Origin of the sequence: Pseudoalteromonas sp. SG43-5 (assembly GCF_014164345.1) — a bacterium.
GTDB classification, from domain to species: Bacteria; Pseudomonadota; Gammaproteobacteria; order Enterobacterales; family Alteromonadaceae; genus Pseudoalteromonas; species Pseudoalteromonas distincta.
Genome location: NZ_JACJFA010000006.1, coordinates 104,600 through 130,434, shown reverse-complemented (window position 1 = coordinate 130,434; position 25,835 = coordinate 104,600). Strand labels below are relative to the sequence as shown.

General features: G+C 39.0%; 26 protein-coding genes. 20 read left to right on the top strand and 6 right to left on the bottom strand.

Features of this window, described 5'->3' with window-relative positions; all coding sequences use genetic code 11:
- Positions 1–104: 104 nt before the first annotated feature.
- The 19 genes from rpsO (at position 105) to H5161_RS08665 (ending at position 18,428) form a co-directional block, all read left to right on the top strand.
- Positions 105–374 carry a 30S ribosomal protein S15 gene (gene rpsO / locus H5161_RS08755; protein WP_002958490.1) on the top strand — a complete coding sequence of 90 codons (270 nt, stop codon included), beginning with the start codon at positions 105–107 and terminating at the stop codon, positions 372–374.
- Between the two features lie 620 nt (positions 375–994).
- Positions 995–3,121 carry a polyribonucleotide nucleotidyltransferase gene (gene pnp, locus H5161_RS08750; protein WP_182715660.1) on the top strand — a complete coding sequence of 709 codons (2,127 nt, stop codon included), beginning with the start codon at positions 995–997 and terminating at the stop codon, positions 3,119–3,121.
- A 141-nt stretch (positions 3,122–3,262) separates the two neighbouring features.
- Positions 3,263–4,141, top strand: coding sequence for a lipoprotein NlpI (nlpI, locus tag H5161_RS08745; RefSeq protein ID WP_002958493.1), 879 nt, complete (start codon positions 3,263–3,265; stop codon positions 4,139–4,141).
- Positions 4,128–5,303, top strand: coding sequence for a hypothetical protein (locus H5161_RS08740; protein ID WP_182769133.1), 1,176 nt, complete (start codon positions 4,128–4,130; stop codon positions 5,301–5,303). Before nlpI ends, H5161_RS08740 begins: the two co-directional genes overlap by 14 nt.
- 215 nt (positions 5,304–5,518) lie before the next feature.
- Positions 5,519–8,311, top strand: coding sequence for a monovalent cation/H+ antiporter subunit A (locus H5161_RS08735; RefSeq protein WP_024603510.1), 2,793 nt, complete (start codon positions 5,519–5,521; stop codon positions 8,309–8,311).
- A complete protein-coding gene (locus H5161_RS08730; RefSeq protein WP_010554685.1) occupies positions 8,311–8,664 on the top strand; it encodes a Na+/H+ antiporter subunit C in 354 nt (117 codons plus the stop codon). Before H5161_RS08735 ends, H5161_RS08730 begins: the two co-directional genes overlap by 1 nt.
- Positions 8,661–10,178 carry a monovalent cation/H+ antiporter subunit D gene (locus H5161_RS08725; protein ID WP_024595965.1) on the top strand — a complete coding sequence of 506 codons (1,518 nt, stop codon included), beginning with the start codon at positions 8,661–8,663 and terminating at the stop codon, positions 10,176–10,178. Before H5161_RS08730 ends, H5161_RS08725 begins: the two co-directional genes overlap by 4 nt.
- Positions 10,178–10,714 carry a Na+/H+ antiporter subunit E gene (locus H5161_RS08720; protein ID WP_182769102.1) on the top strand — a complete coding sequence of 179 codons (537 nt, stop codon included), beginning with the start codon at positions 10,178–10,180 and terminating at the stop codon, positions 10,712–10,714. Before H5161_RS08725 ends, H5161_RS08720 begins: the two co-directional genes overlap by 1 nt.
- Positions 10,708–10,977 carry a K+/H+ antiporter subunit F gene (locus H5161_RS08715; protein ID WP_007378493.1) on the top strand — a complete coding sequence of 90 codons (270 nt, stop codon included), beginning with the start codon at positions 10,708–10,710 and terminating at the stop codon, positions 10,975–10,977. Before H5161_RS08720 ends, H5161_RS08715 begins: the two co-directional genes overlap by 7 nt.
- Positions 10,978–10,986: 9 nt before the next feature.
- Positions 10,987–11,319, top strand: a complete 333-nt coding sequence (locus H5161_RS08710; RefSeq protein WP_002958501.1) for a Na+/H+ antiporter subunit G — start codon at positions 10,987–10,989, stop codon at positions 11,317–11,319.
- A gap of 130 nt (positions 11,320–11,449) precedes the next feature.
- A complete protein-coding gene (locus H5161_RS08705; protein WP_182769101.1) occupies positions 11,450–11,947 on the top strand; it encodes a DUF2059 domain-containing protein in 498 nt (165 codons plus the stop codon).
- A gap of 507 nt (positions 11,948–12,454) precedes the next feature.
- Positions 12,455–12,898, top strand: a complete 444-nt coding sequence (locus tag H5161_RS08700; protein ID WP_024595963.1) for a MerR family transcriptional regulator — start codon at positions 12,455–12,457, stop codon at positions 12,896–12,898.
- Positions 12,888–15,134, top strand: a complete 2,247-nt coding sequence (locus H5161_RS08695; RefSeq protein ID WP_182769100.1) for a heavy metal translocating P-type ATPase — start codon at positions 12,888–12,890, stop codon at positions 15,132–15,134. The genes H5161_RS08700 and H5161_RS08695 overlap by 11 nt, the downstream gene beginning before the upstream one ends.
- Positions 15,135–15,154: 20 nt before the next feature.
- Positions 15,155–15,508, top strand: coding sequence for a cupredoxin domain-containing protein (locus tag H5161_RS08690; protein ID WP_182769099.1), 354 nt, complete (start codon positions 15,155–15,157; stop codon positions 15,506–15,508).
- Between the two features lie 70 nt (positions 15,509–15,578).
- Positions 15,579–15,794 (top strand): TIGR02450 family Trp-rich protein, encoded by a 216-nt coding sequence (locus H5161_RS08685; protein ID WP_007585532.1) that lies wholly within the window; start codon positions 15,579–15,581, stop codon positions 15,792–15,794.
- Positions 15,795–16,396: 602 nt separating this feature from the next.
- Entirely contained in the window at positions 16,397–16,609 is a 213-nt protein-coding gene (locus tag H5161_RS08680) for a calmodulin (RefSeq protein ID WP_007585535.1), read from the top strand.
- Positions 16,610–16,778: 169 nt separating this feature from the next.
- Positions 16,779–16,985 (top strand): hypothetical protein, encoded by a 207-nt coding sequence (locus H5161_RS08675; RefSeq protein ID WP_007378760.1) that lies wholly within the window; start codon positions 16,779–16,781, stop codon positions 16,983–16,985.
- Positions 16,986–17,065: 80 nt separating this feature from the next.
- The gene (locus H5161_RS08670; RefSeq protein WP_024597051.1) at positions 17,066–17,281 is read left to right on the top strand and encodes an EF-hand domain-containing protein; all 216 of its coding nucleotides are present in this window, start codon (positions 17,066–17,068) and stop codon (positions 17,279–17,281) included.
- 220 nt (positions 17,282–17,501) lie between these two features.
- Positions 17,502–18,428 carry a PDC sensor domain-containing protein gene (locus tag H5161_RS08665; RefSeq protein WP_182769098.1) on the top strand — a complete coding sequence of 309 codons (927 nt, stop codon included), beginning with the start codon at positions 17,502–17,504 and terminating at the stop codon, positions 18,426–18,428.
- A gap of 57 nt (positions 18,429–18,485) precedes the next feature.
- On the opposite strand, the gene H5161_RS08660 is transcribed toward H5161_RS08665, so the two are convergent.
- Both H5161_RS08660 and H5161_RS08655 read right to left on the bottom strand, forming a co-directional pair.
- Entirely contained in the window at positions 18,486–20,105 is a 1,620-nt protein-coding gene (locus H5161_RS08660; protein WP_182769097.1) for a M28 family metallopeptidase, read from the bottom strand.
- Positions 20,106–20,420: 315 nt separating this feature from the next.
- Positions 20,421–20,660, bottom strand: a complete 240-nt coding sequence (locus tag H5161_RS08655) for an RNA-binding protein (RefSeq protein ID WP_002958513.1) — start codon at positions 20,658–20,660, stop codon at positions 20,421–20,423.
- 255 nt (positions 20,661–20,915) lie between these two features.
- On the opposite strand from H5161_RS08655, the gene H5161_RS08650 reads away from it, so the two are divergent.
- Positions 20,916–22,202: a VCBS domain-containing protein gene (locus tag H5161_RS08650; RefSeq protein WP_182769096.1), complete on the top strand. Its 1,287-nt coding sequence runs from the start codon at positions 20,916–20,918 to the stop codon at positions 22,200–22,202.
- Between the two features lie 80 nt (positions 22,203–22,282).
- On the opposite strand, the gene lipA is transcribed toward H5161_RS08650, so the two are convergent.
- From lipA to H5161_RS08630, 4 genes are all read right to left on the bottom strand, one after another.
- Positions 22,283–23,248, bottom strand: coding sequence for a lipoyl synthase (lipA, locus tag H5161_RS08645; RefSeq protein WP_002958515.1), 966 nt, complete (start codon positions 23,246–23,248; stop codon positions 22,283–22,285).
- The gene (lipB, locus tag H5161_RS08640) at positions 23,245–23,898 is read right to left on the bottom strand and encodes a lipoyl(octanoyl) transferase LipB (protein WP_010554695.1); all 654 of its coding nucleotides are present in this window, start codon (positions 23,896–23,898) and stop codon (positions 23,245–23,247) included. Before lipB ends, lipA begins: the two co-directional genes overlap by 4 nt.
- Before the next feature lie 19 nt (positions 23,899–23,917).
- Positions 23,918–24,196, bottom strand: coding sequence for a DUF493 family protein YbeD (gene ybeD, locus H5161_RS08635; RefSeq protein WP_002958517.1), 279 nt, complete (start codon positions 24,194–24,196; stop codon positions 23,918–23,920).
- A gap of 174 nt (positions 24,197–24,370) precedes the next feature.
- Positions 24,371–25,534 (bottom strand): serine hydrolase, encoded by a 1,164-nt coding sequence (locus tag H5161_RS08630; RefSeq protein WP_002958518.1) that lies wholly within the window; start codon positions 25,532–25,534, stop codon positions 24,371–24,373.
- Positions 25,535–25,835: the final 301 nt, after the last annotated feature.

The following is a 25,835-nucleotide window of genomic DNA, read 5'->3' as shown; positions in this document are numbered from 1 at the left end:
AACTTGTAGTTATTCCCACAGTTGGTAGAATACGCCGGCTTAATCGTTTTGGCTGAATTAGTGATCGGCTAAGACACCTTTTAAATTTAATTTTTGGAGTTACTATGTCACTAAGCAATCAAGAAAAAATCGATATCATTGCTAAATTTGCACGTGCAGAAGGCGATACAGGTTCATCAGAAGTACAAGTAGCATTACTTACTTATGATATCAACAAGCTTCAAGGTCACTTTGCTGATCACAAGCATGACTTCCACTCACGTCGTGGTCTGCTTCGTAAAGTAAGCACTCGCCGTAAACTACTTGATTACCTTAAAGGTAAAGATATCACTAGTTATACTGCACTAATCAAAGAACTTGGCCTACGTCGTTAAGAACTAGATTATAGAAATGGGAGCTTTTTAGCTCCTTTTTTTGTGCCTAAAATTTGTGTTTGAAAATAAAACAAATTTATAAACTTATTGAATTATATTGTAAAACTCCTATTTCATAGCTTATCAAGCATCGTTGTATTTACCCACTCATTAGCCCAGCTTAAATCTAGTAGCTAGTGTGTGTTGACCTTTCGTGATTAATTTTGCAGCTGTATGTTTGGTCTTTAGGCAAGGCAGCGCCTATGTAGTGTGGTTATTCGCCATAAATAGGCGATAACGCAGTATTAATGCCAAACATGCGCTGCCCTGCGGGTTCATCCTAGGGGCGATTAACTCTTTGTTACTCGATTTTTACTTAGCCCACTAGGTTACAAATCTCGCGCCGTGATTAAATCGCCCCTAGATTGAACAAATTCCAATCCACAAAGATCAACACACCCTAGACTCGCATTTTGAAGTAGCTTTGGTATATACTATGCGCGTAGGTAAAAAGGTTTATCTGCAATTATTCACATCATTGCCAATTGTAGTACTTAATTGATTTCCAACTGAATACAATTATGTACTGTAATTGGTACTTTGATGACAACTTATTAGAATACATTTAAGGAATATTTTAAGTGCAAGCAATTATTAAAGAATTCAAACTAGGTCAACATACAGTGACTCTAGAAACTGGTGCAATCGCTCGTCAAGCAGACGGCGCTGTACTTGCAAGCATTGGCGACACTTCAGTTTTAGTAACTGTTGTTGGTAAGCGTGAAGCACAACCTGGTCAAGACTTTTTCCCACTAACAGTTAACTACCAAGAGCGTATGTACGCTGCTGGTCGTATCCCTGGTGGTTTCTTAAAGCGTGAAGGTCGTCCTAACGATGGCGAAACTCTTATTGCACGTCTTATTGACCGTCCAATTCGTCCACTTTTCCCAAGCGGCTTTGTAAACGAAGTACAAGTTATTGCTACTGTTGTTTCTGTTAACCCTGAAATCCAACCTGATATGGTTGCGATGATTGGTACTTCAGCAGCACTTGCTATCTCTGGTATCCCATTCAGTGGTCCAATTGGTGCATCTCGCGTTGGTTACATCAACGGCGAATACGTACTTAACCCTACATTAAAAGAGCTTGAAGAAAGCCAACTTGATTTAGTGGTAGCCGGTACTGATAAAGCGGTACTTATGGTTGAATCAGAAGCTAACGTACTTGCAGAAGACGTAATGCTTGGCGCTGTTGTATATGGTCATGAGCAATCTCAAGCGATCATTACTGCAATCGAAGAATTTAAAGCGCAAGCAGGCAAGCCTACTTGGGATTGGACTGCACCTGAGAAAGATGTTGCACTAGAAGATAAAGTAGCAACTATTGCTGCTGAAAAAGTAGGCGCAGCTTACTTAATCACTGATAAAGTAGCGCGTAAAGAAGCTCTTGGTGAAGCTAAAGATGAAGTTGTTGCAGTATTAACAGCTGAACTTGCTGAAGGCGAGTCTTTAGACAAACAAGAAATTGGCAAAATCTTCGGTTCACTTGAGAAGAAAATCGTTCGTGGCCGTATAGCTGCTGGCGAAAAACGTATCGATGGTCGTGAACCAGATATGATTCGTGCACTAGACGTAATGACTGGCGTATTACCGCGTACTCACGGTTCTGCTATCTTTACACGTGGTGAAACTCAAGCGTTAGTAACAGCGACACTTGGTACAGAACGTGATTCACAGTTAATCGACGATTTAACTGGTACTCATAAAAACCACTTTATGCTTAACTACAACTTCCCTCCATTCTGTGTAGGTGAAACTGGTTTTGTTGGTTCTCCTAAGCGTCGTGAAATCGGCCATGGTAACCTTGCTAAGCGTGGTATTTCAGCTGTAATGCCTACACTTACTGAGTTCCCTTACTCAATCCGTGTAGTATCTGAAATTACTGAATCAAACGGTTCTTCTTCAATGGCGTCTGTTTGTGGTACTTCTCTAGCACTTATGAACGCGGGTGTACCAATTAAAGCATCTGTTGCCGGTATTGCGATGGGTCTAGTTAAAGAAGACGATAAATTCGTTGTTCTTTCTGACATCTTAGGTGATGAAGATCACTTAGGTGACATGGACTTTAAAGTTGCCGGTACTGCTGCAGGTATTACTGCACTTCAAATGGATATCAAAATCGAAGGTATCACTCAAGAAATCATGCAAATTGCGCTTAAACAAGCAAAAGCTGCACGTTTACATATCTTAGAAGTGATGGATGAAGCGATTTCTGCTCCTTCTGAAGAGCTATCAATGTTTGCTCCTCGCATATACACAATGAAAATCCCACAGAAGAAAATCGCTGAAGTTATTGGTAAAGGTGGCGCAACTATTCGTCAGCTTACTGAAGAAACTGGTACAACGATTGAAATCGGTGACGACGGTACAATTAAAATTGCCGCTACAGATGGCGAAAGTGCAGCTAATGCAATTAGCCGTATTGAGCAATTAACAGCTGAACTTGAAGTAGGTACTATCTACGAAGGTAAAGTTGTACGTATCGTAGACTTCGGTGCGTTTGTAAACATTCTTCCTGGTAAAGATGGTCTAGTACACATTTCTCAAATTAGTACTGAGCGCGTTAATAACGTGGCTGATCACCTTTCTGAAGGTCAAGAAGTTAAAGTTAAAGTACTAGAAGTAGATCGCCAAGGCCGTGTACGTCTAAGTATTAAAGAAGCAATGGAATCAGCAGCACCTGCAGCTGACGCGCCAACTGACGCGTAATTGCTAACTTATTAATCTAGTTATATTAGCTAGATAGTAAAAAAGGGGCTGTTTAGCCCCTTTTTTTATGCTTTAATGAAACCTTATTGGACAAGGTCTGTCTTATATTAATCGCGATATATCTTGGTATTAAGGATTTTAATGATACTCAAACATTTAGCTTTGGCATCTTTTGCTATTTTGTCTTTAAGCGCTTGCCAAACTACAACAGAATCAGAACCAACCCCGATTGTTAATGTGCCATTTACTGCACCTTTAGCTTCTGACTTTAGAAGTGAAATTGCTATTGCACGCTACTCAGAGCTATTAAATAGAGCCGACTTAAGCGAAGAACAACAAGCTAAGCTTTATTACGACCGTGGTGTACTTTTTGATAGTCTAGGTATGACAACTCTTTCGCGTATTGATTTTAATCGCGCAGTAAAGCTTAAGCCTGATTTAGCTGAAGTGTATAATTTTTTAGGTATTCAACATACGCTTATGCAGCAGTATGAAAAAGCTTATGAGTTTTTCGATTCTGCCCTAGAACTTGATGAAGAGCATGAATACGCCTATTTAAATCGTGGTATCGCACTGTATTACGGCGACAGAGCAGGCCTTGCTAAAAATGATTTTAATGAATTTTTAGCTCGCTCTCCAAAAGATCCGTACCGAGTTTTATGGGTTTATTTAGCACAAGCACAAGAGGATAAAGCCGTTGCGCTTGATGCACTTAAACAAAATGCCACTGCGCTTGATGAGTCACAATGGGCGTACCAGTTAATTTCTCTTTATACGGGGGATATGAGTGAACATGCATTTTTATCTGGCATTAGTGATGGTGTTAGAACTGAGCAAGAATATGCGCAGCGTTTATGCGAAGCTTATTTTTATTTAGCTAAAATGCATCAAGCAGCAGGTGAGCTGTATTTAGCATCAGACTACTTTAGGCTTGCGCTAGCAACTAATGTACACGAGTTTATTGAGTACAAATATGCGCGTTTAGAGCTTGAGTTGATGCAAGGTGTTGACGCAAGTTAAGCGTTTTAAATTAATAGGTGTATTACTATGTTGTTTGTTAGTTACAGGCTCGAGTAATCACCTAGGCGCTATTGGCTTTTGGCATGTTTTAAACGCAAAAGCTAATGTGCTACAAAGTTATTGGAAATCACCTGGTTATTTTTCTGATCACTTAGAGCAGTTACCAAATACCTCTTTAGCTATACTAGCCCGCAGTAAAATTTCTTCAGCCCAATATATGTATTCTCTTAAGCTTATTAAAAACAGTCAGAGCGATACTGCAAAACAATTTTGGCTCAGAGCATTAAATGATTTAACAATCCCAGAGCGTAAAATATTAGCAGCAAAGTTACTTGAGCACTCACGTTGGAGCGATTTAAAGTTACTCGCTAGTAAAAAAAAATTACCAGCTGGGGATGTGCTAAATCATCTAAAGCTTCAGTTAAAAACACCACAGAGTAAAGTATCTAGTGAGTTTATCCACGCTCTCGGTTTTTCATCTTTAATAAATATAAGTAAACCTAATAAGCAATGTATGTTTAACGTGCTGACTATGAGCGATCATCGCAGTGGCTTATATAAACTCACCGAGTTTATTAATGCTTATAATAAGCAGCCAGAGCCCCGTGAAAATATTTTTTGCTTTTCAAAACCTGTTTACGTTGCAGGTATGCTTGAGTGTAAAAGTAGCACTAATCAAATAGCAAAGTGTGACTGGCAATCAGCTAAACTCAATAACCAGCTTCCTAACAATTTTGATTTTATAGTAATGATGCAAAAAGATGGAACGGCTAATGTTACTAAAGGAACAATGCTAATAAACTCAAAAGCAAAATACAGTGTGTTTTTGCATGAGTTGATGCATTTTAACGGTTTTGAAGATGAATATGCTTTGCCTAAAACTAAACAAGCATGGTTGTGTGCAAAAACAGGTTTTGTGGCACCTAATTTATTTATTTCTCATGATGAGTCGCCCCCAATAGGCTGGCATAAAGCAAAGAGTTGCCAGATAGGTGGTGTTGCATATAAACCTAGTGAAAATTGGTCTATTATGCAATATCAGCAGTTAGGGCTCTCGGCGCAGTATAGAGAGATTTGGTTGAAGCATTTAGATATGACCAATGGTAATTCTTATCGCCACTCCAGCGCGCTTACATTTGCAAATAAGGCCATATTAAATTAACAATTATCACTATTAATTAATTGTTTTTGTAGGCTTAATAAATTGTTAGTTCATGTTTAAAAAACACCAATACAGAACCGCTTTTTATAGACAAAATCAGTGTTTTTCAGTATAACTATAGTCATTAATGTCGTTTAAAAACAGGCAGTAAAAGCATCCCTTAGTATTAAAAAGAGATGCCCTGATAAACTTATGATTATAAAAGGCCCTACATTATGACTTTGCTCTGGATACCCTTGTTATCCTTAATTGGCAGTGTTATTTCTGCATGCACAGGTAAGTTATCCCGCAATTTAAGCACTAGTTTAACGGCTCTTGCGCCTTTAACGGCTTTGGGAATAACTTTATACCATGCACCTGCAGTTTTAGCGGGCGAAACCATTCGTTACTCTTTCGCTTGGATCCCGTCAATAGGGCTCGACCTATCTCTGCGGTTAGACGGCCTCAGTTTATTGTTTATGTTTATGATTTTAGGCATAGGCTTGCTCGTTATCCTCTACACGCGTTACTACCTCAGTGCCAACGACTCAATGGCTAAGTTATATAGTTATTTAATGCTGTTTATGACCGCAATGCTTGGCATTGTTATGTCTAACAATGTTATTCAGCTGTGGTTGTTTTGGGAATTAACGAGCATCAGCTCATTTTTATTAATTAGTTTTTGGTGGCATAAGTCTGAAGCGCGAAAGGGTGCTCGTATGGCTCTTGCTGTAACAGGGGCGGGCGGCTTAGCGTTACTTGCAGGCTTAATGCTATTAGGTGATATTGTTGGTAGTTATGACCTAGATGTTATCCTAGCGAGTAAAGCGATAATTCAATCTCACGATTTATACGAAGTAGCATTAGTATTGGTGCTATTGGGTGCGTTTACTAAATCGGCACAATTTCCATTTCATTTTTGGCTTCCTCATGCAATGGCAGCGCCTACGCCAGTGAGCGCGTATTTACATTCTGCAACCATGGTAAAAGCCGGTATATTTTTGTTAGCACGTTTTCATCCGGCTTTAGCTGGCACCGATACGTGGTTCTTACTTGTTGGGTTAACAGGTTTAGCTACGCTGTTGTTTGGTGCTTATATAGCATTATTCAAACACGATTTAAAAGGATTGTTAGCTTACTCAACAATAAGCCATTTGGGTTTAATAACGCTATTACTCGGGCTTGATACTGAGCTTGCGACTGTTGCTGCTATATTTCATATAATTAACCATGCAACGTTTAAAGCGTCGTTATTTATGGCCGTTGGTATTATCGATCATGAAACAGGCACGCGCGATATGCGTAAATTAAATGGTATGTGGCGATACTTACCATACACTGCAACGCTTGCAATGGTCGCGGCGGCTGCAATGGCAGGGGTTCCATTGCTTAATGGTTTCTTGTCTAAAGAGATGTTTTTTGCAGAAACGCTGCATCAGCAAGTGCTTGGTTCTATGTCGTGGTTAATTCCAGTACTGGCAACGGTTGCAGGTGCATTAGCTGTTGCGTACTCCGCACGCTTTATTCATGACGTGTTCTTTAATGGTGAACCAATTGATTTACCTCGCACGCCGCACGAACCGCCACGTTATATGCGTGTACCAATAGAAATATTAGTTGTGATCTGTTTGCTAGTGGGTATGTTCCCACACTTTACAATTGATGGCATTTTATCTGCGGCCTCTTTAGCTGTACTTGGAAAAGAAATGCCAGTTTACGAATTGGCTATTTGGCACGGGTTTAACTTGCCTCTACTAATGAGTGCAATGGCGATTGCTGGCGGTTTATTTATTTATATTAATCGTAAATATCTATTTCAGTTTCAAGCATCATTACCACCTTTAAATGCTAAAAAAACGTTTGAACGTGTAATTTTAAGTGTTGTTGCCTGGTGTCAGTCAAAGGTAAGCAGTATCGAAAATGGATCGCTGCAGCGCTACCTAGTAATTATGTTAGCGGTAGTCTTACTGTGTGCCGGTTGGCCATTATTTGAAATGCAACAACTTGCTGGCAGCATGCCACTTACCCCTGTTGATGTGCACAATGCAATTGGTGCGGGCTTATTGATTATTGGTGCTCTTGCTACCGTTATTTGGCATCGCTCTCGAATGGTATCGTTGTTAATGCTCTCAATCGTAGGGTTAATGGTATCGGTTGTATTCACACGCTTTTCTGCTCCTGATTTAGCACTTACACAGTTAACTGTTGAGGTTGTTACTATTATTTTACTTATGCTGGCATTGTTTTTCTTGCCCCAGCATACGCCAAAAGAATCAAGTTCATTACGCGTACTTCGAGATTTAGGAATTGCCTCTACGTTAGGTGTAGTTATAGCGAGTATCTGTTATGCATTACTTACACGTCCATTAGATTCAATCTCAGACTTCTTTATTGCTAACGCTAAAATTGGTGGCGGTGGTACTAATGTAGTTAACGTTATTTTAGTCGACTTTAGGGGCTTTGATACGCTTGGTGAAATTACCGTATTAGGCATTGCCGCATTAGGTATATTTAAAGTACTTTCTCGAATCCCATTATTTATGCCAGCAAGTGACAGCGAAGGGCGCCCATGGGCACGAGAGCGCCATCCAATCTTACTGGCGAGTATTTCACAAAGTTTATTACCGCTTGCGTTATTGGTTTCTGCATATATTTTCTTACGCGGACATAACTTACCTGGCGGTGGCTTTATTGCTGGACTGGTAACGTCAATCGCGTTTATTTTGCAATACATGGCGCATGGTACAGCATGGATAAACGGACGTTTTGATGTTAATTATCGTAAAATCATAGCTTCAGGCATTGGTATTTCACTGTTCACTGGTGTGGGTAGCTGGTTCTTTGATAAGCCATTTTTAACAACTTGGTTTGACTACTTTGATATTCCGTTTGTCGGTAAAACAGAGCTTGCCAGCGCGATTGCATTTGACCTAGGTGTTTACTTAACGGTTGTAGGCGCTACGCTAATGATTTTGGCAAGCTTAGGTAATATGACGGCAGATACCCAGAAAAAAGAGGTAAATATTTAATGGAATTATTGTACGCATCTTGCGTTGGAGTATTGGTCAGTTGCGGTGTGTTTTTACTGCTAAGAGCTCGTACGTTCCCTGTAGTACTTGGGCTTACTATGATTTCATATGCTGTTAACTTATTTTTGTTTTCAGCAGGTCGTCTTACTATTAATAAAGCGGTAGTGCTTGGTACTGGTACAGAATACGCCGATCCTCTACCTCAAGCTTTAGTGCTTACAGCTATTGTTATTGGTTTTGCGATGACCGCATTCGTGGTTATTTTGGCAATACGTGGACGCGCCGATTTAGGTAGCGACCATGTTGATGGTTATGTGCCCAACACCTCTGCAGATAATAAGGAGCAAAAATGATCCAACATTTAGCTTCGCTCCCTATTTTATTACCTATGCTGACGGCTGTTATTTTATTGCTGCCACCATGTGGTAAAAGCGTTAAAATTCGCCGCTTAGTTTCAATTGTAATGGCAATAGCTACTTTTGCCATTAGTGTGCTTTTACTTGTACATGTTAATAATACAGGTATTAACGTTTACGCTATTGGTAATTGGTCTGCACCATTTGGAATAGTCTTAGTAGCCGATATGTTGTCTACCTTATTGGTTACGTTAACTTCATTTTTAGGTTTGGGCGCTATTTTATATGGTAGTGCTGGCGATGATGAAAAAGGCAGCTTTTATCACCCACTTGTTCACTTTTTGATATTAGGTGTAAATGGCGCGTTTTTAACTGGCGATTTATTTAACCTATTTGTATTTTTTGAAGTGCTACTGATTGCATCTTATGCATTGTTAATGCACGCAGGTGATAAACAAAATACTCGCGCGGCATTGCAATATGTAATATTGAATTTAGTTGGCTCAAGCGTATTTTTAATTGGTTTGGGTATTTTGTACGGTGTGCTTGGTACGCTTAATATTGCAGACATGACGCAAAAGGTATCACTACTTACAGGTGATGATGTATATCTAGCAAAAGCAGGCGGCTTACTGCTATTAATAGTATTTGCTTTAAAAGGCGCACTATTACCTCTGCATTTATGGCTTCCAAATACTTACGCAAGTGCTAAACCTGTGGTTGCTGCATTGTTTGCGATTATGACTAAAGTAGGCGTTTACGCTATGCTTCGTGTTTATACGGTGATATTTGGTGAACAAGCCGGAGCGCTTGAACACATGGCGCAGCCTTGGCTTTGGGGCTTAGCAATTGCGACCATTATAGTAGGTGCAATTGGTGTGATGGCAGCACAAGACTTACGTAAACTCACCTCTAACTTAGTATTAGTATCGGTAGGTACGCTGGTTGCGCTAATAGCATTGCAAAATGTAAATGCCACTGCTGCACTTTTATATTATTTAGTGCATTCAACACTTGTTAGCGCCGCACTATTTTTACTAGCAGACTTAGTTTCAATCCAGCGCGGTAAAGTTGGCGATAGACTAGTAGCAGGTCGCTCTGTAAAACAGCCATTTTTATTAGGTGTGTGCTTTATTATTGCGTCTTTAACGGTAGTTGGTATGCCACCACTGTCAGGCTTTGTAGGTAAAATTTGGATACTTAAAGCGACATTAAACAGTGAGCAAGCTTTACTATTTTGGCCAGTATATTTAGTAACAAGTTTTGCGTTGTTAGTAGCGCTTTCGCGCGCTGGCACAACTTTGTTCTGGGAGCATAGAAGCAAAAGTAGCGAAAATGCCGATTGTGCAAGTGCACACCCGTTGCAGGTAACTGTAATTATAGCTTTACTTGCATGTTCGCCATTGCTAGTTATTTTGGGCGGACCAATAAGTGAATATATGCTAAATGCTGCTACTCAGTTACATGATCTAAGCGGCGGTATTAATGCTGTACTTAAAGGAGGCATGTGATGAGATTACAAGCCCGTTTTCGTTGGTTACCAACGCCATTTCGTAGCTTATTTTTGTTTATGGTTTGGTTATTGTTAAACAATAGCGTATCGGTAGGGCACTTAGTATTAGCGACTATTTTTGCGATACTTATCCCTATATTGAGTTTTTCGTTTCGAGACCCTCAGCCACTGATTTTAAAGCCAGGCTTGGCGCTTAAGCAGTTACTTATAGTGCTATACGATATTGTTGTTGCAAATTTACAAGTGGCTTTACTTATACTTGGACCATCAAACAAATTGCGTCCGGCCTTTATAAAAGTTCCTATAGATTTAACACACGACATGCCAATTACTATATTGGCTAGTTGTGTATCGCTTACACCTGGTACTGTGAGTGCAGAGGTTTATCCAATTGCTGAGTCGTTACCTGAAGGTGAAGAGCCAACGCAACGCTACTTACTGATACATGTGCTTGATCTTAAAGATGAAGAAGCACTTATCAAACAAATAAAACAACGCTACGAAGCTCCACTAAAGGAGATATTTCAATGTTAGATACTGTATTACTCATTGTTTTTTCGATGATTGGCTTATCATTATTGCTTAATTTATGGCGATTGATCATCGGTCCGTCAGTGCCTGACCGTGTTTTAGCGCTCGATACTATGTACATTAACGTCATCGCACTGATTATTTTATACAGCATTAGTATGGATACAGGGCTTTATTTTGAAGCTGCACTGCTCATTGCCATGCTCGGCTTTATAAGTACGGTTGCAGTGTGTAAGTATTTACTACGTGGCGATATAATTGAATAAGGTGAAAACATGATCAGCGAATGGGTTGTATCAATATTATTGTTATTTGGTGGTACGTTTATTTTAATTGGCTCAATAGGTTTAATTAAACTACCTGACTTTTTTATGCGTTTGCATGGACCAACTAAAGCAACCACGTTAGGCATGGCGAGTATGTTAATTGCGGCTATGGTTTATTTTGCAAGTTCAGAGCATGGCCTAAGTGTTAAAGAAATACTCATTACTATATTTTTACTAATTACAGCACCGATTAGTGGTTACATGCTAATAAAGTCAGCTATTCATCATAAGCTAAAAGCCAAAGAAGGCACTAAAGGCCTAGATAATGTAGAAGACGACTAACGCAAAAAGTAATTTATAAAAGGCCGAATAAATTCATTTTATTCGGCCTTTTTAATGATTGCTTGTACCCTTTACAATACAAACTATTCATGTGACTATAAATTAATTATTTATATGAAAGGATATTATTATGGGTAAGGTACTACTTTTATCATTACTGATTTTTTCTAGTAGTTTATATGCTGAACAAAATACTAAGCAGCAAAAAATAGATGAACTCATTAGTGTAATGAATTTAGATTCAATGGTTGATTCTATGTACGGCCAGGTTGAAGGTATGATGAAAGGCATGTCAGACCAAATGGGTGTTAAGCCTTCTGAGCAAGCTATTTTTGATAAGTACTACGGCGACATGACGAAGGTATTAAAAACCGAAATGAGCTGGGCTAAAATGCAGCCAATGATGGTCAATGTATACGACAAGCATTTTAGTGAGCAAGAGATTGCCGATATGTTAGCGTTTTATAAAACAGATACAGGGCAAAAAATACTCGAAAAAATGCCTGTTGTAATGCAAGAGTCTATGCAAATGTCACAAAGCTTAATGAAAGATGCTATGCCTAAAATACAAACTTTAGCGCAGCAACTAAGCGACGAATTAGAGCAAAGCCGTAGCGAATCAAACTAGGGCAGCGCATGTTTGGTATTTATGCTGCGTTATCGCCTGTTTATGGGGGGTAACCACACTACATAGGCTCTGCCTTGCCTAAAGACCAAACAGTCTGCATAAATTAAATCACCAATGATTAACACGCCCTTAGATTAATACGCGCCTTACTTAGGCGCTTCTCTGCTAAATTACATCCCCTTCAGATAATACACGGCCAATATCAGCTTAAGTTAATTATGTTTGTGTCATTATGCCAATGAGCAACAATACTTAATCAATTTGAGGGATTAAGTACGGCGCTAACTGCATAAACATTTTTTATATACGACGGCATGAATGCAGGGGCAATTAATAATAACAACTAAATAACGAAACCTTTGCCTTGTTATCCACTCGATTTATTGTCTTAAATAGAGCACTTAATTAAGCCAATTAGTATTATTTTGTTAGTTTTAAAATAGCCATTGACCTATGTGTTGCACCTAGGTTTATTATGAAGCTATTGAAACATGACGGAGTTAAATTATGTATGTTAAACAACTTGCCAAGTTAATGGGCGTGACTGCAGATACTGTTCGTCATTACACACGAATTGGGTTACTTCATCCAATACGCAGTGAAGAAAATGGTTATCAAGAATATACAAAGCAAGACCAGCAGCGTTTAAAGTTTATTATTAGCTCTCGTCAACTTGGTTTTTCTCTCAAAGATATTCAACACATTATAGGCGAGTCTGAGCAGGGGAATTGTCCTTGTCCGTTAACGCGTAAACTCATTACTAAACGCCTAGAAGAAACCGAAGCACTATTTCAAGAAACATTAAAATTACGAAACAGAATGCATGCAGCTCTGGCGCAATGGGATACATCAGCCGATGGTGCAAATGCCAGTGACGTATGTAGTTTAATAGAATCTTTTGTTGATCCAATAAACGATTCTGCAAATAAGGAGCAGCGTAATGACGACTAATACAAAAGACACCGCGCAAAACTTTATTATTGAAGGTGCTAATTGCGGCAGTTGTGTGGCTAAAATTGAAAAAGCCCTTAATAGCGTGCAAGGTGCGCAAAATGTAGAAATGAACTTTGCACAGCGTACTGTCCGTGTAGAAGGTAAAGCCCGCGAAAGCACGCTTATTAAAGCAGTCGAAAACATTGGTTATTCAGCTAAGCCAATGAGTAACGAGTCTGATCAAGATGCACTTGATGAAAAAGCAAAATCGGATGAGGCACATTACAAAAAGCTAATGCGTAATATGATATTAGCGTTAGGAGTCGGTGCACCGTTAATGATATACGGGCTTATTTTTGATATGAGTGTGACCACCGACACACAACGAATAGCCTGGTTTTTAGTGGGTATAGTCACGCTTGTGGTTATGGCTATATCAGGTAAGCAATTTTACAACGGTGCTTGGCAGGCATTTAAAAACCATGCTGCCAATATGGATACATTAATAGCGCTTGGTACAGGTACTGCGTGGTTGTATTCAATGTTCGTAGTAATAGCACCAAACTTATTACCACAAGTCGCAAGGCACGTATATTTTGAAGCATCATCGATGATCATCGGTTTAATTAGTTTAGGGCTCGCTTTTGAAGTAAGAGCACGTGGGCGCACCTCACAAGCAATTAAACGCTTAATTGGCCTGCAACCAAAAACTGCACGCGTTATTCGCGATGGTCAAGAGCAAGACATCGACATTAGTGATGTTGTAAAAAATGATGAAGTACGCGTACGCCCGGGTGAAAAAATCCCTGTGGATGGCGATGTTATTGAAGGCAGCAGTACGGTTGATGAGTCAATGCTTACTGGTGAGCCAATGGCTGTAAGCAAAAAAACGGGCGACAAAGTCGTTGCCGGAAGTATTAATAAAAGTGGCACTTTATTATTTAAAGCCACGCACATTGGTAGCGAAACCACACTTGCCAATATTATCAATATGGTAAAGCGTGCACAAAACTCAAAGCCATCAATAGGGCGCTTAGCTGATGTTATATCAGGAATATTTGTACCAACAGTCATGATTATTGCGGTGCTTGCAGGCCTTGCATGGTTAAACTTTGGACCTGAGCCATCAATTGCTTATGCCGTTGTTGCGGTTACCACTGTACTTATTATTGCTTGTCCTTGTGCGCTAGGACTCGCAACCCCTATGTCGGTTATGGTGGGTATTGGTAAAGCTGCAGAGTCAGGAATATTAATTCGAAATGGTGAGTCGCTGCAAACAACATCTAAAATCACCACCATGATTTTAGATAAAACAGGCACTATTACTCAAGGCACACCGCAAGTTACTGATGTAGTTACCTTTAATAACAGTGATGAAAATACAGTAATGCAACTTGTTGCAAGCCTTGAAAGTAGCTCAGAGCATCCACTAGCCCAAGCAATTACGGCACACGCTAAAAAGCAGGGCTTAGCTTTAAGTAAAGTAGCCGACTTTAATGCAATTACAGGTAAAGGTGTCACTGGCAGTGTTGACGGGCAAACATTGTTGTTTGGCAATAAAGCGCTAATGGATAAATACAACGTGGCCGTTGATGATGCAATCGAGCAAGCTCAAACACTTGCCAGTGATGCTAAAACGCCCATGTATTTTGCAAGTAATAATAAGCTCCACGCTATTATTGCAGTAGCCGATCCAATTAAAGAGGATTCAGTTGAAGCTATTAAACGCCTGCAAGATAAAGGTATCCACCTAGTTATACTAACAGGTGACAACAAAGCCACTGCACAAGCCGTTGCTAAACAAGTTGGTATTGATGACTTTATTGCAGAAGTAATGCCCGATGATAAAGTAAACGAAGTAACAAAACGCCAAGCAAATGGTGAAATAGTGGGTATGACAGGTGATGGTATTAACGATGCTCCCGCACTTGCACAAGCCGACGTAGGATTTGCAATTGGTACAGGTACCGATGTTGCAATAGAAAGTGCAGACATTACCTTAATGCGTGGTTCATTACATGGCCTTGCTGATGCAATTGCAGTGAGTAATGCAACTATTTCAAATATTAAACAAAACCTATTTGGTGCCTTTATTTATAACGTGGCGGGTATTCCGATTGCAGCCGGCGTGTTGTATCCATTTTTTGGCATCCTACTTAACCCTGTTGTTGCAGGTGCAGCTATGGCACTTTCATCGCTTACAGTGGTAAGTAACGCTAATCGCTTACGTTTTTTCAAACCAAATAAATCGTAATTTAAGCAAAGGAGTACATTATGTTGATGATTAATATAGGTGGTGCACTGTTAATAGCTGCAATTATTTATTGGTTTTGGCTATACAAACCAGAGCAAACACAAAGTGATGACAACAAAGAAACGATAGTCGTTGATAACGGTGTTTATAAGCCAGGACACATTAAAGTGGCAGCCAACAAAGAGGTTGTACTTACCTTTGATAGAAAAGACAGCGCGCCGTGCGCCGAAACAGTGGTATTTCCACAGCTTGATATAAGTAAAACGCTGGCAATGGGTGATGGCAATACGGTTAAACTACCTGCGCTTGAAGCCGGTGAATATGACTTTCATTGCCAAATGCAAATGCACAAAGGCAAGCTAGTTGCAGAGTAGTCTGAACTAAGTAGGTGTTGGGGTCGTATAGTTGCCTTATATAAGCTATGAGTAAGAGTGGTTACATTAAATGAATAAACTAAACCCTAAAAAATTATTGAATAGTAAATGGACCGCAACACCTTCTATAAATAAAGAAAAACACTTCATTATTGTTGAGGTGGAATTTGATGAAGACGGCAATGTAATTGAATGTATTACTGAGGCTGTTATGTCAAAAAATCAATATCCAATTAGTTGGCGAGATTTAAAAGATAACCAAAAGTGGCTGCAAGGGTGGAAGTAGTTTAAATCTATATAATTTACCTCACTCCAATAGCTGGCTGGCACACGATGTAGGTTTGCTTAATTTAAGCAAACCTATGCTTTACAGCGCATTAAATTATGAGTTTAATGCTACAACTTAGCTTTAGCATTGAAACCTTACTAGATAAATTCGCCATTTGGCAACAAAATAGTTAATTTCAAAATATCTTTCCAAAATTTTTATAATAAATTTCAAAAACAATATAACTTACTGATTATAAATAAATTAATTATTTAATAGCCGAAAATAAATCCGATGTAATTTTCATGTTCATATTCAGTTTATTTTGAAGGCTAACCTAAACGCCCCCCTTATTGGCTTTTTAGCAAAAGTGTGTCTTTTTAATTAAACTTAACCAATTGATTTATAATGGTTTATTATTTTTAGTTAAATGGCTGTTGCTAAATAGCAACAATAACACCTCCCCAAATTAAGCTTTTCTCGCTTTATATCATTTAACTCATTGTTTTTAAATAATAAATAAAAAGTGGCACCGAAGTTGTAATACCTAGAGTGTATTAAGCAAAACGTGATGAAAGCCAAAGGCCTTAATCGCAACAACCCAATGAAGGAATACTATTATGAAAACATTTCAATCAACATTAGTACTAATGGCGCTAGCTTCTTCATCAGCGGCTTTTGCAGCAACAGATTTTGATACGCTAGACGTAGATGGTAATGGCGCAATCAGCCAAGCCGAAGCTTCAGTAGATGCTGAGCTTTTAAGCAAATTTGAAGAACTCGATACAAACCAAGATGGTGAGCTATCTGAAGATGAGTTTTCTAAGGCCTAAAATTAAAGCCTTAAGCAGTTAATGCTCTGTGATGTTATCTAAATTCTGAGTTGCCAAAGACAACCTAAGTAGGCAAGGGAGCCTACTAAAAAGAATAACCAGGAAGTGACTAGAGAGCACTATAGAGCAAATTTATTTAGGACACCGCATACTTTTGAAGGATTAAATTATGAAAAAGCTACAATCAACATTTGTACTTATGGCTATTGTTTCTTCGTCAGTAGTATTTGCAAACACAGACTTTGAAACACGCGATGCAGACGACAACGCTTCAATTAGTCGCTCTGAAGAATCGGCGCAAGTGATAGAGCAATTTGACGAGCTGAATGTTCAAAGTAGCGGTGGTCCGACAGAAAATGATTTTTTTGAATATTAATTTATAGACACTTTACTCCTAAAGGATCTTTGAAAAGGACTTCTTACCCCTAATCAGGCTCAAAGCCTAAGGAAACGATTATGAAAACATTACACAAAACTTTAGCTCTTGTAGCCCTAGCTTCTTCTTCAGCGGCGTTTGCTGCGGTAGATTTTGATTCTTTTGATACAGATGGCGACGGCGTAATTAGCAAAACAGAAGCCCAAGTAAACTCGCAACTAGTACAGCTTTTTGATCAATTAGATACAGATGGTAATGGCGAGTTATCTAAAGAAGAGTTTTCGAAGGTTCAGTAATAAGCTCTATGTAGAACCTTACCAGTCATACTCACAAAGCAGCTAAGTAATTAATACTTAGCTGCTTTTTTGTGCATTTAATTTAATATATTACTATTTAGTCACCAAAGTAGTGCAAAACTTGAGTTTGAATAGTGTCAAGTTACTGATTGTTAAGTTATTTTATTGTTGGTTTTAAACTTGCAAATCTATTTATAACTTAGGTTAATGAGTATTTAAAATGGCGCGAATGAGTTATATCAGTAGTGTTGAGCGCTACCACGAATATGAGCATGTAATACACAGTTTACTTGAATCTATTTTAATGAGTATTGAGGACGGATTAACTAAAGAACGTGATACTCGCTATCTGATTAAGCAGTACCCATTTTTAGAATTACAATATTGTTTAAATGCAGAAGGTTTGCAGCAGGGTAATAACGTCTGCTTTAAACGCGCATACAGCAAAAAATTAGGTGAAAGTGGTAATCAACAAGATTTAAGTGAGCGACCCTATTTTTTGAACGCTAAAGCAAGTGATAAAGTGTGCTTTACTGATCCCTATATTTCTATAGCGACTAACCATTTATGTATATCGGCGATTAAAGAGCTAAAAAAACCAATTAATAATCAACATTACTTGGTTGTTGATGTGAGCTTAACGCAGCTTATTGAGTTTGTAATGGGTGATACTGCGCGCGCTAATATGTCGCCTTACTTCAAGGCGGGTTACGGTATTATTGTGGCGTGCTTATTTTGCTTAGTATTATTTTTACTAAATATCGTTTTTAGTGATATATACGCTCTATTAACTCATGTAGATACCTCATCAGACCCACTTGAACCCTTTAGTATCATTATTTACATCACCTTGGCATTGGCAGTATTTGATTTAGGTAAAACAATACTCGAAGAAGAAATCCTGATGCATAAGGATATTTTTAGGCACTCGTCTACGCGGCGCACTATTACACGGTTTATCTCTACTGTGTTGATTGCTATATCAATTGAGGCGCTGTTAACTATGTTTAAAGCGGCGTTGGGGCAATCGGAATATTTAATGCCTGCCATAGCGATGATGCTGGCAGTGGTAGGGCTTTTAATTGCACTGGCTATTTATGTTTATTTAGGGGCAAAGGCCGAAACGCTATTAATGCGCGCTCGTTAAAAACAAAAATCCTCCAAGTAGGAGGATTTTTATATTACATAACTATTTAATAGCTATTTATTGCTTATCTTGCGCGCGTTTGGCTTTAAAGTCAGACTCGCTCGTCCACTTTGGCCAATCGCCATTATTTGCAAGCTGTGTGGCTATATCAACAATAAGATCTATATCTTGCTTAACACCACCTAACGACCAACCAGCTGAGTAGTCGTCTGCTTCTTTATGGTATTTATGCGCAATGTACTCAGGATCGGTATCACCCAGACTCATAAATAATAAACTAGGCACGCCTTGCTTAGAAAGCGAGAAATGATCTGATCTAAAAAACAAACCATTTTGCGGGCGAGGATCCATTTTAACAACACGGCCTTGTGATTTTGCAGCCTTTGATAAGTAGTTTTCCATTGTCGATAAATCTTTACCGTATTGTAAAATGTAGTCAGTGCCATCAAGCACGTTCATGCCATCAATATTTAATAAACCGACCATTTGTTTTGTAGGTACAACCGCACCCGATGCAAACTCTTCAGAACCAATTAACCCTGTTTCTTCTGCTGTAAAGTTAGCAAAAATAATTGAGCGTTTAAATGGTTTTTGCTTGTTCATTTCGCTCATTATACGTGCTATTTCAAGCGTGGCTGCAGTGCCTGAAGCGTTATCTACTGCGCCATTATAAATCTTAGGGCCAGTATCAGTTTGTTTAGTACCAAAGTGGTCCCAGTGAGCGCTAATAACAACGTATTCGTCAGGTGATTCGCTACCTGTAATTTGTGCAACTACGTTATGCGATTTGGCATGTGATACTTCGTTTTTAAAGGCAAGGTTTGCTTTTAAGTTAAGTGGCGTCGCTTTAAAGTCATTATTTAATGCTGCTTGTTTTAAATCTTGATAGTTAAGCTTTGCGGCGTTAAACATTTGCTCGGTCGCATCAAGTGTTAGCCAGCCCATAACCGGTAATTTAGACGCGTTTAAATTGTTATCCATTAACGTGTATTTAGTGCCGGTGTTTGAACTTTCAACTACGCCCCAAGGATATGCCGCAGGCGCGGTTTCATGAACAATAAATACAGCCTTTGCACCTTGGCGAGCGGCTTCTTCATATTTATAAGTCCAACGACCGTAGTAGGTCATTGCATTACCAGTAAAAAGGGCGTCGTTTTGAGTAGCAAAGCCTGGATCGTTAACTAGCACAACCACAGTTTTACCAGTTACATCAATATTTTTATAGTCATTCCAGTTATATTCTGGTGCATTAATACCATAGCCCGCAAATACAACGTCAGAATTGCGTACATCAATTAATGGCTGAAGTTGCTCGGTACGTGCGGTAAAGTCTTTACCTGATTCAAAGCTTAAATCACCTACCTTTAACTGCATATCCTGATTAGCTGTCACCATTGCCATTTTTACAGGCTGTAAGTATTTACCTTTATAAGCACCGGTTAAACCCAGCGCTTTATATTGCTCGCTTAAGTAGCCTACGGTTTTTACTTCACCATGAGTAAGCGGGCCTCGGCCTTCAAAGTCATCAGAGGCTAGCGTTTTAATATGCTGTTTAATATTGCTAAGGCTTACACCTGCTGTATTTTCTAATGGAGTTTGTTCGCTTGCAGGCTCTGAGCAGCCAAAGAGTGCAACTAGCAAGCTTAGGCTAGCGCTTTTTAAAAGAGTAGATGCCATAGTCTTCATATTGTTATTTAATTAGGCTTTCAATATAAAGGAAGCACCGCAGCGATGTCGAATTTTTATAGAGAACTTTTCATTCAATTGCAGATTGATATTATAAGGCGTATAAATAACGAACAATCTAAAGGAGCACATAATGGGCCAATGTAAAAAAGTGGGTATTTATAGCTAGTGGCATTGCATTTTTTGCTGCTGCAATATTAGCTGAGCAGGAGACATTTTTTGTGCTGTCTGCTTCTTTTATAATACTGGGCACTAAAAGCAAAAAACCAGCATTAGCTGGTTTTTTTGCATAGGTTGCAGTTAGCTTTATGCGTCTGCAAGTTTTACGCGGATCTTACTTTTATCAACAGTAGATTGGTTAAGTGCAGTAATTGCGCTTTTACTTTCTATGTCGTTTGGCATTTCTACAAAGGCAAAACCTTTAGATTGGCCAGTTTCTTTATCAAGTACCAAGTTACAAGTAGTCACTTTACCGTGCTCTGCAAATAAAGTACGAAGCTCATGCTCAGTGGTAGCACGAGACAAGTTACGAACTAATAGTTTCATAATGAACCTAAATAATTATGTCAGTATTAATTATCTCAAGTAACTCAGGTTTAACCTAATTTTATTTTAAAACAAATATAAATAAACACTCTATAGAAATAATTTTTTGTATCACTATGAAAATAATAGATTTTATAATTAAATTTAAAATATCAGTAAATTGGTAATGTTAATTGGTAATTGAGTTGTGGTTATTTGTACAATAAATTGGTAAATTCATATTTAATTAACTTACTATTAACCGCAGAACTACTCATGTCTAAATATACCCTTAAACCCTGTAATACAGTTACAGCTATACTTCTATCTTGTTTAGTTACTGGTTGTGGCAGCTCAGGCTCTGATCCTACGGTGCAAAATAATGAAGCGATTTCTTCACAAACTCCTGCAACAATTGGTGGTAACACTCTAGGTGAAGTTATTAGCGATAGTAATGATGCAATAACAGGCTCGTTAACTATTACGGATCAACAATCAGGTGAAGCTGCTTTTGTAGCACAAGAAAATAGCGCTACAAGCTATGGTTTTTTTAGCTTAAATGCTGGTGGAGATTGGTCATACACACTTGACGATTTAAACGCTTCAATAACATCTTTAAGTGAAGGTGAAACACTACAAGATACAATAACAGTAAACTCTGTAGATGGTACCAGCGCACAAATTATCATAACAATTGTAGGTGCACCAATAGCTCAAGCTGATGGCTTTGAGAAAATATCACACGTTTTATTGCGATCAGATGGCGTTAATTCGGGGCTTGACGCATACACGCTTATTGAAAATGCCTTCGGCGAAGGGTCAATTGAATCTCCAGACTTATATGCTGGCAATCATCAAAGTGTTGTCCATATTATTGAAGATACCGATACGATAATTGGTAACCATTTTGTCTTTTTAGCTCACCGAGATGATGACCAAGATAAAGACAAAGGCGTAAGTGATAGACAACGTAACGAAATAAAAACCTACGATAAATCACCACAAGAAACACTGGCGTTTGAGGGTGAGACATTTCAATATAGCTGGAAATTTAAAGTAAGCAGCGAGCTTGAGCTTACGAGTAAGTTTAGCCATTTTTTTCAAATAAAAGCTCGAAATGACAGCAACGATAATACTAATGGCAACGACGACCAGCCTGTTATTACGCTCTCTGGAGCACAAAAAAACAGTACAGGTAATCAGCTGCAAGTGCGATATAGCGCAGGGTTTGATGAAAACGGCAACAGCACGGGTCTTGATAAAAACCTCATTGAAACCGACTGGTCACTCATTACAGATGAATGGGTCGAGGTATTTGTACAAGCTACATTTAGTGAAAATGGCAAGTTTGATATGACGTTAACGCGCTTAAGCGATAATGCAGAGATATTTAATATAAGCGAGCAAAACATAGATATGTGGCGCGGCTTTAATGATGATGATTTTGCTCGTCCTAAGTGGGGAATATACCGCTCGATTGTTGAAACCGACAGCCTTCGAGTTGATGAAGAACGTGTTAGGTTTGCTGATTTTTCTATCACAAGAGGTAAGATAGCGCAGTAAGCTATTTTATCAATTAGCATGAAAAAGCCGTTAATGATTATGCATCATTAACGGCTTTTTTAATTTTTTGATAAATGTGATTATTTCACTTCTTTACCCGCTGCTTGTTGATCAGCATGGTAGCTTGAACGTACAAACGGGCCAGAAGCGGCGTGAGTAAAGCCAATTTCGTCAGCATACGCTTTTAAGCCGTCAAACTCTACTGGTGGCACGTAGCGCTTAACCGGTAAGTGATGCTTAGAAGGTTGTAGGTACTGGCCTACAGTTAGCATGTCAACGTTGTGAGCACGTAAATCGCGAAGTACTTCTTCAATTTCGCTAATTTCTTCACCTAAACCAACCATTAAGCCTGATTTAGTTTTTACTTCTGGGTGAGCTTCTTTAAAGCGACGAAGTAATTCTAATGACCATTTATAGTCAGCGCCTGGACGAGCTAGTTTGTATAAACGTGGCGCAGTTTCAAGATTGTGGTTAAACACATCTGGTGGCGTCTCGATTAATATCTCTAGTGCGCGGTCCATACGACCACGAAAATCAGGTACTAAAATTTCGATAGTAATAGTTGGATTATGTTTACGAATCTCGCGAATACAATCGGCAAAATGCTGTGCACCACCATCACGTAAATCATCACGGTCAACTGAAGTGATTACAACGTAGCTTAGCTTCATATCTTTAATAGTAAGTGCTAGCTTTTCAGGTTCAGTGGCATCAGGTTTTAATGGGCGACCGTGAGCAACATCACAAAATGGGCAACGACGAGTACAAATAGCACCTAAAATCATAAAGGTAGCTGTACCGTGGTTAAAACATTCAGATAGGTTAGGGCACGAAGCTTCTTCACATACCGAGTGTAAGCCATGCTTACGTAGCGCTTTTTTAATACCGTCAATACGATCGGTTGATTTAGGTAAGCGAATTTTTAACCATTCTGGCTTACGCAACATTTCAGTTTTTTCTGTAGGTAAAACTTTTACTGGGATCAACGCCATTTTTTCTGCGTCGCGTAGTTTTACACCTGGTTCCATTTTGACTGGTTTATTCATTCGTTTTCAAACCCTTCAGTATGCTTAACCTGTGTTGCATTAAGCTTCTTGATCATGTGTTTCACCAATCCTTCACCCGCACTTTCTAGGTTTTGAGGACCATCTAATTCTTTAGTTTGCACCATATTCATGCCCGCATAACCACATGGGTTAATGCGTAAAAATGGACTTAGGTCCATGTTAACATTTAATGCTAAGCCATGAAACGAGCAACCACGACGAACCCTTAAACCAAGGGATGCAATTTTACTGTCATTAACGTATACACCTGGTGCATCAGCTTTAGCATAAGCTTCAATACCATACTCGGCGAGTGATTCAATAATGCACTCTTCAAGCCAAGTAACCAGTTCACGTACACCAATCTTTAAACGACGTAGATTAAATAATACATACATCATTTGCTGGCCTGGGCCGTGGTAAGTTACTTGCCCGCCACGGTCAACTTTAATCACCTCAATGTCGCCAGGAGCTAGTAAGTGTTCGTCCTTACCAGCCTGACCTTGGGTGAATACACTCTCGTGCTCTACAAGCCAAATTTCATCTGGCGTATTTTCATCACGGGTGTCGGTAAAGTCCTGCATTTTTTGCCAAATTGGCATATAACGCTGACGACCCAGTTGGCGTACGATCAAAGTGTTTTCGTTCACAACAAATCTCAACTATGGATTAAAGCATGTGGCGTACGTCATCAATATTGCTGATCACGTTGTAAATTTCTTCAATGTGTTTGCCACTAGTAACTGTTGCTACAAGGCTTACTGACTCGTAATTACCTTTGCTGCTTGGTTTTACTTTAGGGGCGTAATCGCCAGGTGCTATTGGTTGTAACTTAGCTAAAATTTGATCAGTTAAGTTTACGTTAGCTAAACCCATTATTCTGAATGTAAATGGGCAAGGGTACTCTAGGTACTCATCAAATTTAGTATCTTTAACAGGTTGAACCACGACGGTGACTCCTCATACAAAAGTGTGGACTCTATGCAAGCTTGAAGCTTAATACAGATAGGCAATTAGCAGTCTTGCTTATATGGGGCGCATTCTAACATTTTTCAAGCAAAAAAAAACGCCTCACAGTGGAGACGTTTAAATTAGTTACCTAGTTAATAGGGGAGATATAAATTACTGCATGATCTGTAAGCGTAAGTAATCATAAATTTTGCTAAAGAAGCTGCCTTCTTCCACTTCTTCAAGTGTAACTAGTGGGTATTGAGCAATATCTTCGCCCTCTAGTTGTAAGAATAACGTACCTACTTTAGTACCTTTAGCAAGTGGTGCTTCAAGCGTATTATCTAGCTCAAAGTTAGCTTTAAGGTTTTTATGCTGACCACGTGGGATAGTAATTGGTGTATCTTCTAAAATACCTAAAGATACGTTCTCTTTGTTACCCATCCAAATACGTTGTTCTGCAAAGCTATCGCCTGCTTTGTACGGAGTAATTGTTTCATAAAAACGAAAACCATAGTTAAGTAGCTTTTTACTTTCTACTTTACGAGCTCGTTCGCTTGAAGTACCCATAACAACAGCAATTAAACGCATATCATTTTTAGTAGCTGAGGTAACTAGGCTGTAACCAGCTTCTGATGTATGCCCTGTTTTAATGCCGTCAACATCTAAGCTTTCATCCCATAATAATGAGTTACGGTTATATTGCTTAATGCCGTTATAAGTAAATGACTTTTGCTTATAAAGTGCATATTCATCTGGCACATCACGAATAAGAGCAGCACCAAGTGTCGCCATATCGCGTGGAGTTGTGAAGTGCTCGTCAGTATCAAGGCCGTGGCTGTTGATAAAGTGACTGTTGCTCATACCTAATTTAGCAGCATGGGCATTCATTAAATCAGCAAATGCGCTTTCGCTTCCAGCAATATGCTCAGCCATTGCTACACATGCATCATTACCTGATTGAATAATAATACCGTGGTTAAGCTCATCAACACTAATTTGTTTACCTACTTCAATAAACATCTTTGAAGATTCTGGAAAGTTTTTAGCCCATGCTTTTTCGCTTACCGTTACCATATCGGTAGTGGCAATATTACCTGCTTTAATTTCAGTACCAATTACATAACTGGTCATCATTTTAGTTAAACTTGCAGGTGCTAGCTGTGTATCGGCTTCACCTTCAGCAATAACTTTACCAGTTGTAAAGTCGACTAAAAAATAACCTTTCGCATTAACTTGAGGTGGTGCCGGAATAATTTGGGCGCTGGCTGAGAATACGGCGGCTGTACAAACTAGGCCGCATACACCTTTGAGGATTTTATGTTTAATAGATTTCATCATACTCATTAATGGTTAAAGTTAAAGATTCGCGTTACGCCATTCTATACCCAAACTACCCCGAGATGCGAGCGTCGTTGGAGTTAAAAACGATTTAGGCAAGGCATTGATTGCAAATAATAGTTACTCTATTGTTCAAATCAATAACGCAGTATAAATCGTTTTTAAACCAACCCTTAGGGCGTTTCACTGGAGCTTACTCTCTGTGTTGTTACTTTTTAAAAGGGATTACCATTTCTACAAAGTAACGCCTAGATATTAAGCCCCAGTGCAACGCTGAATTCTGCATCTTGGGATAGTT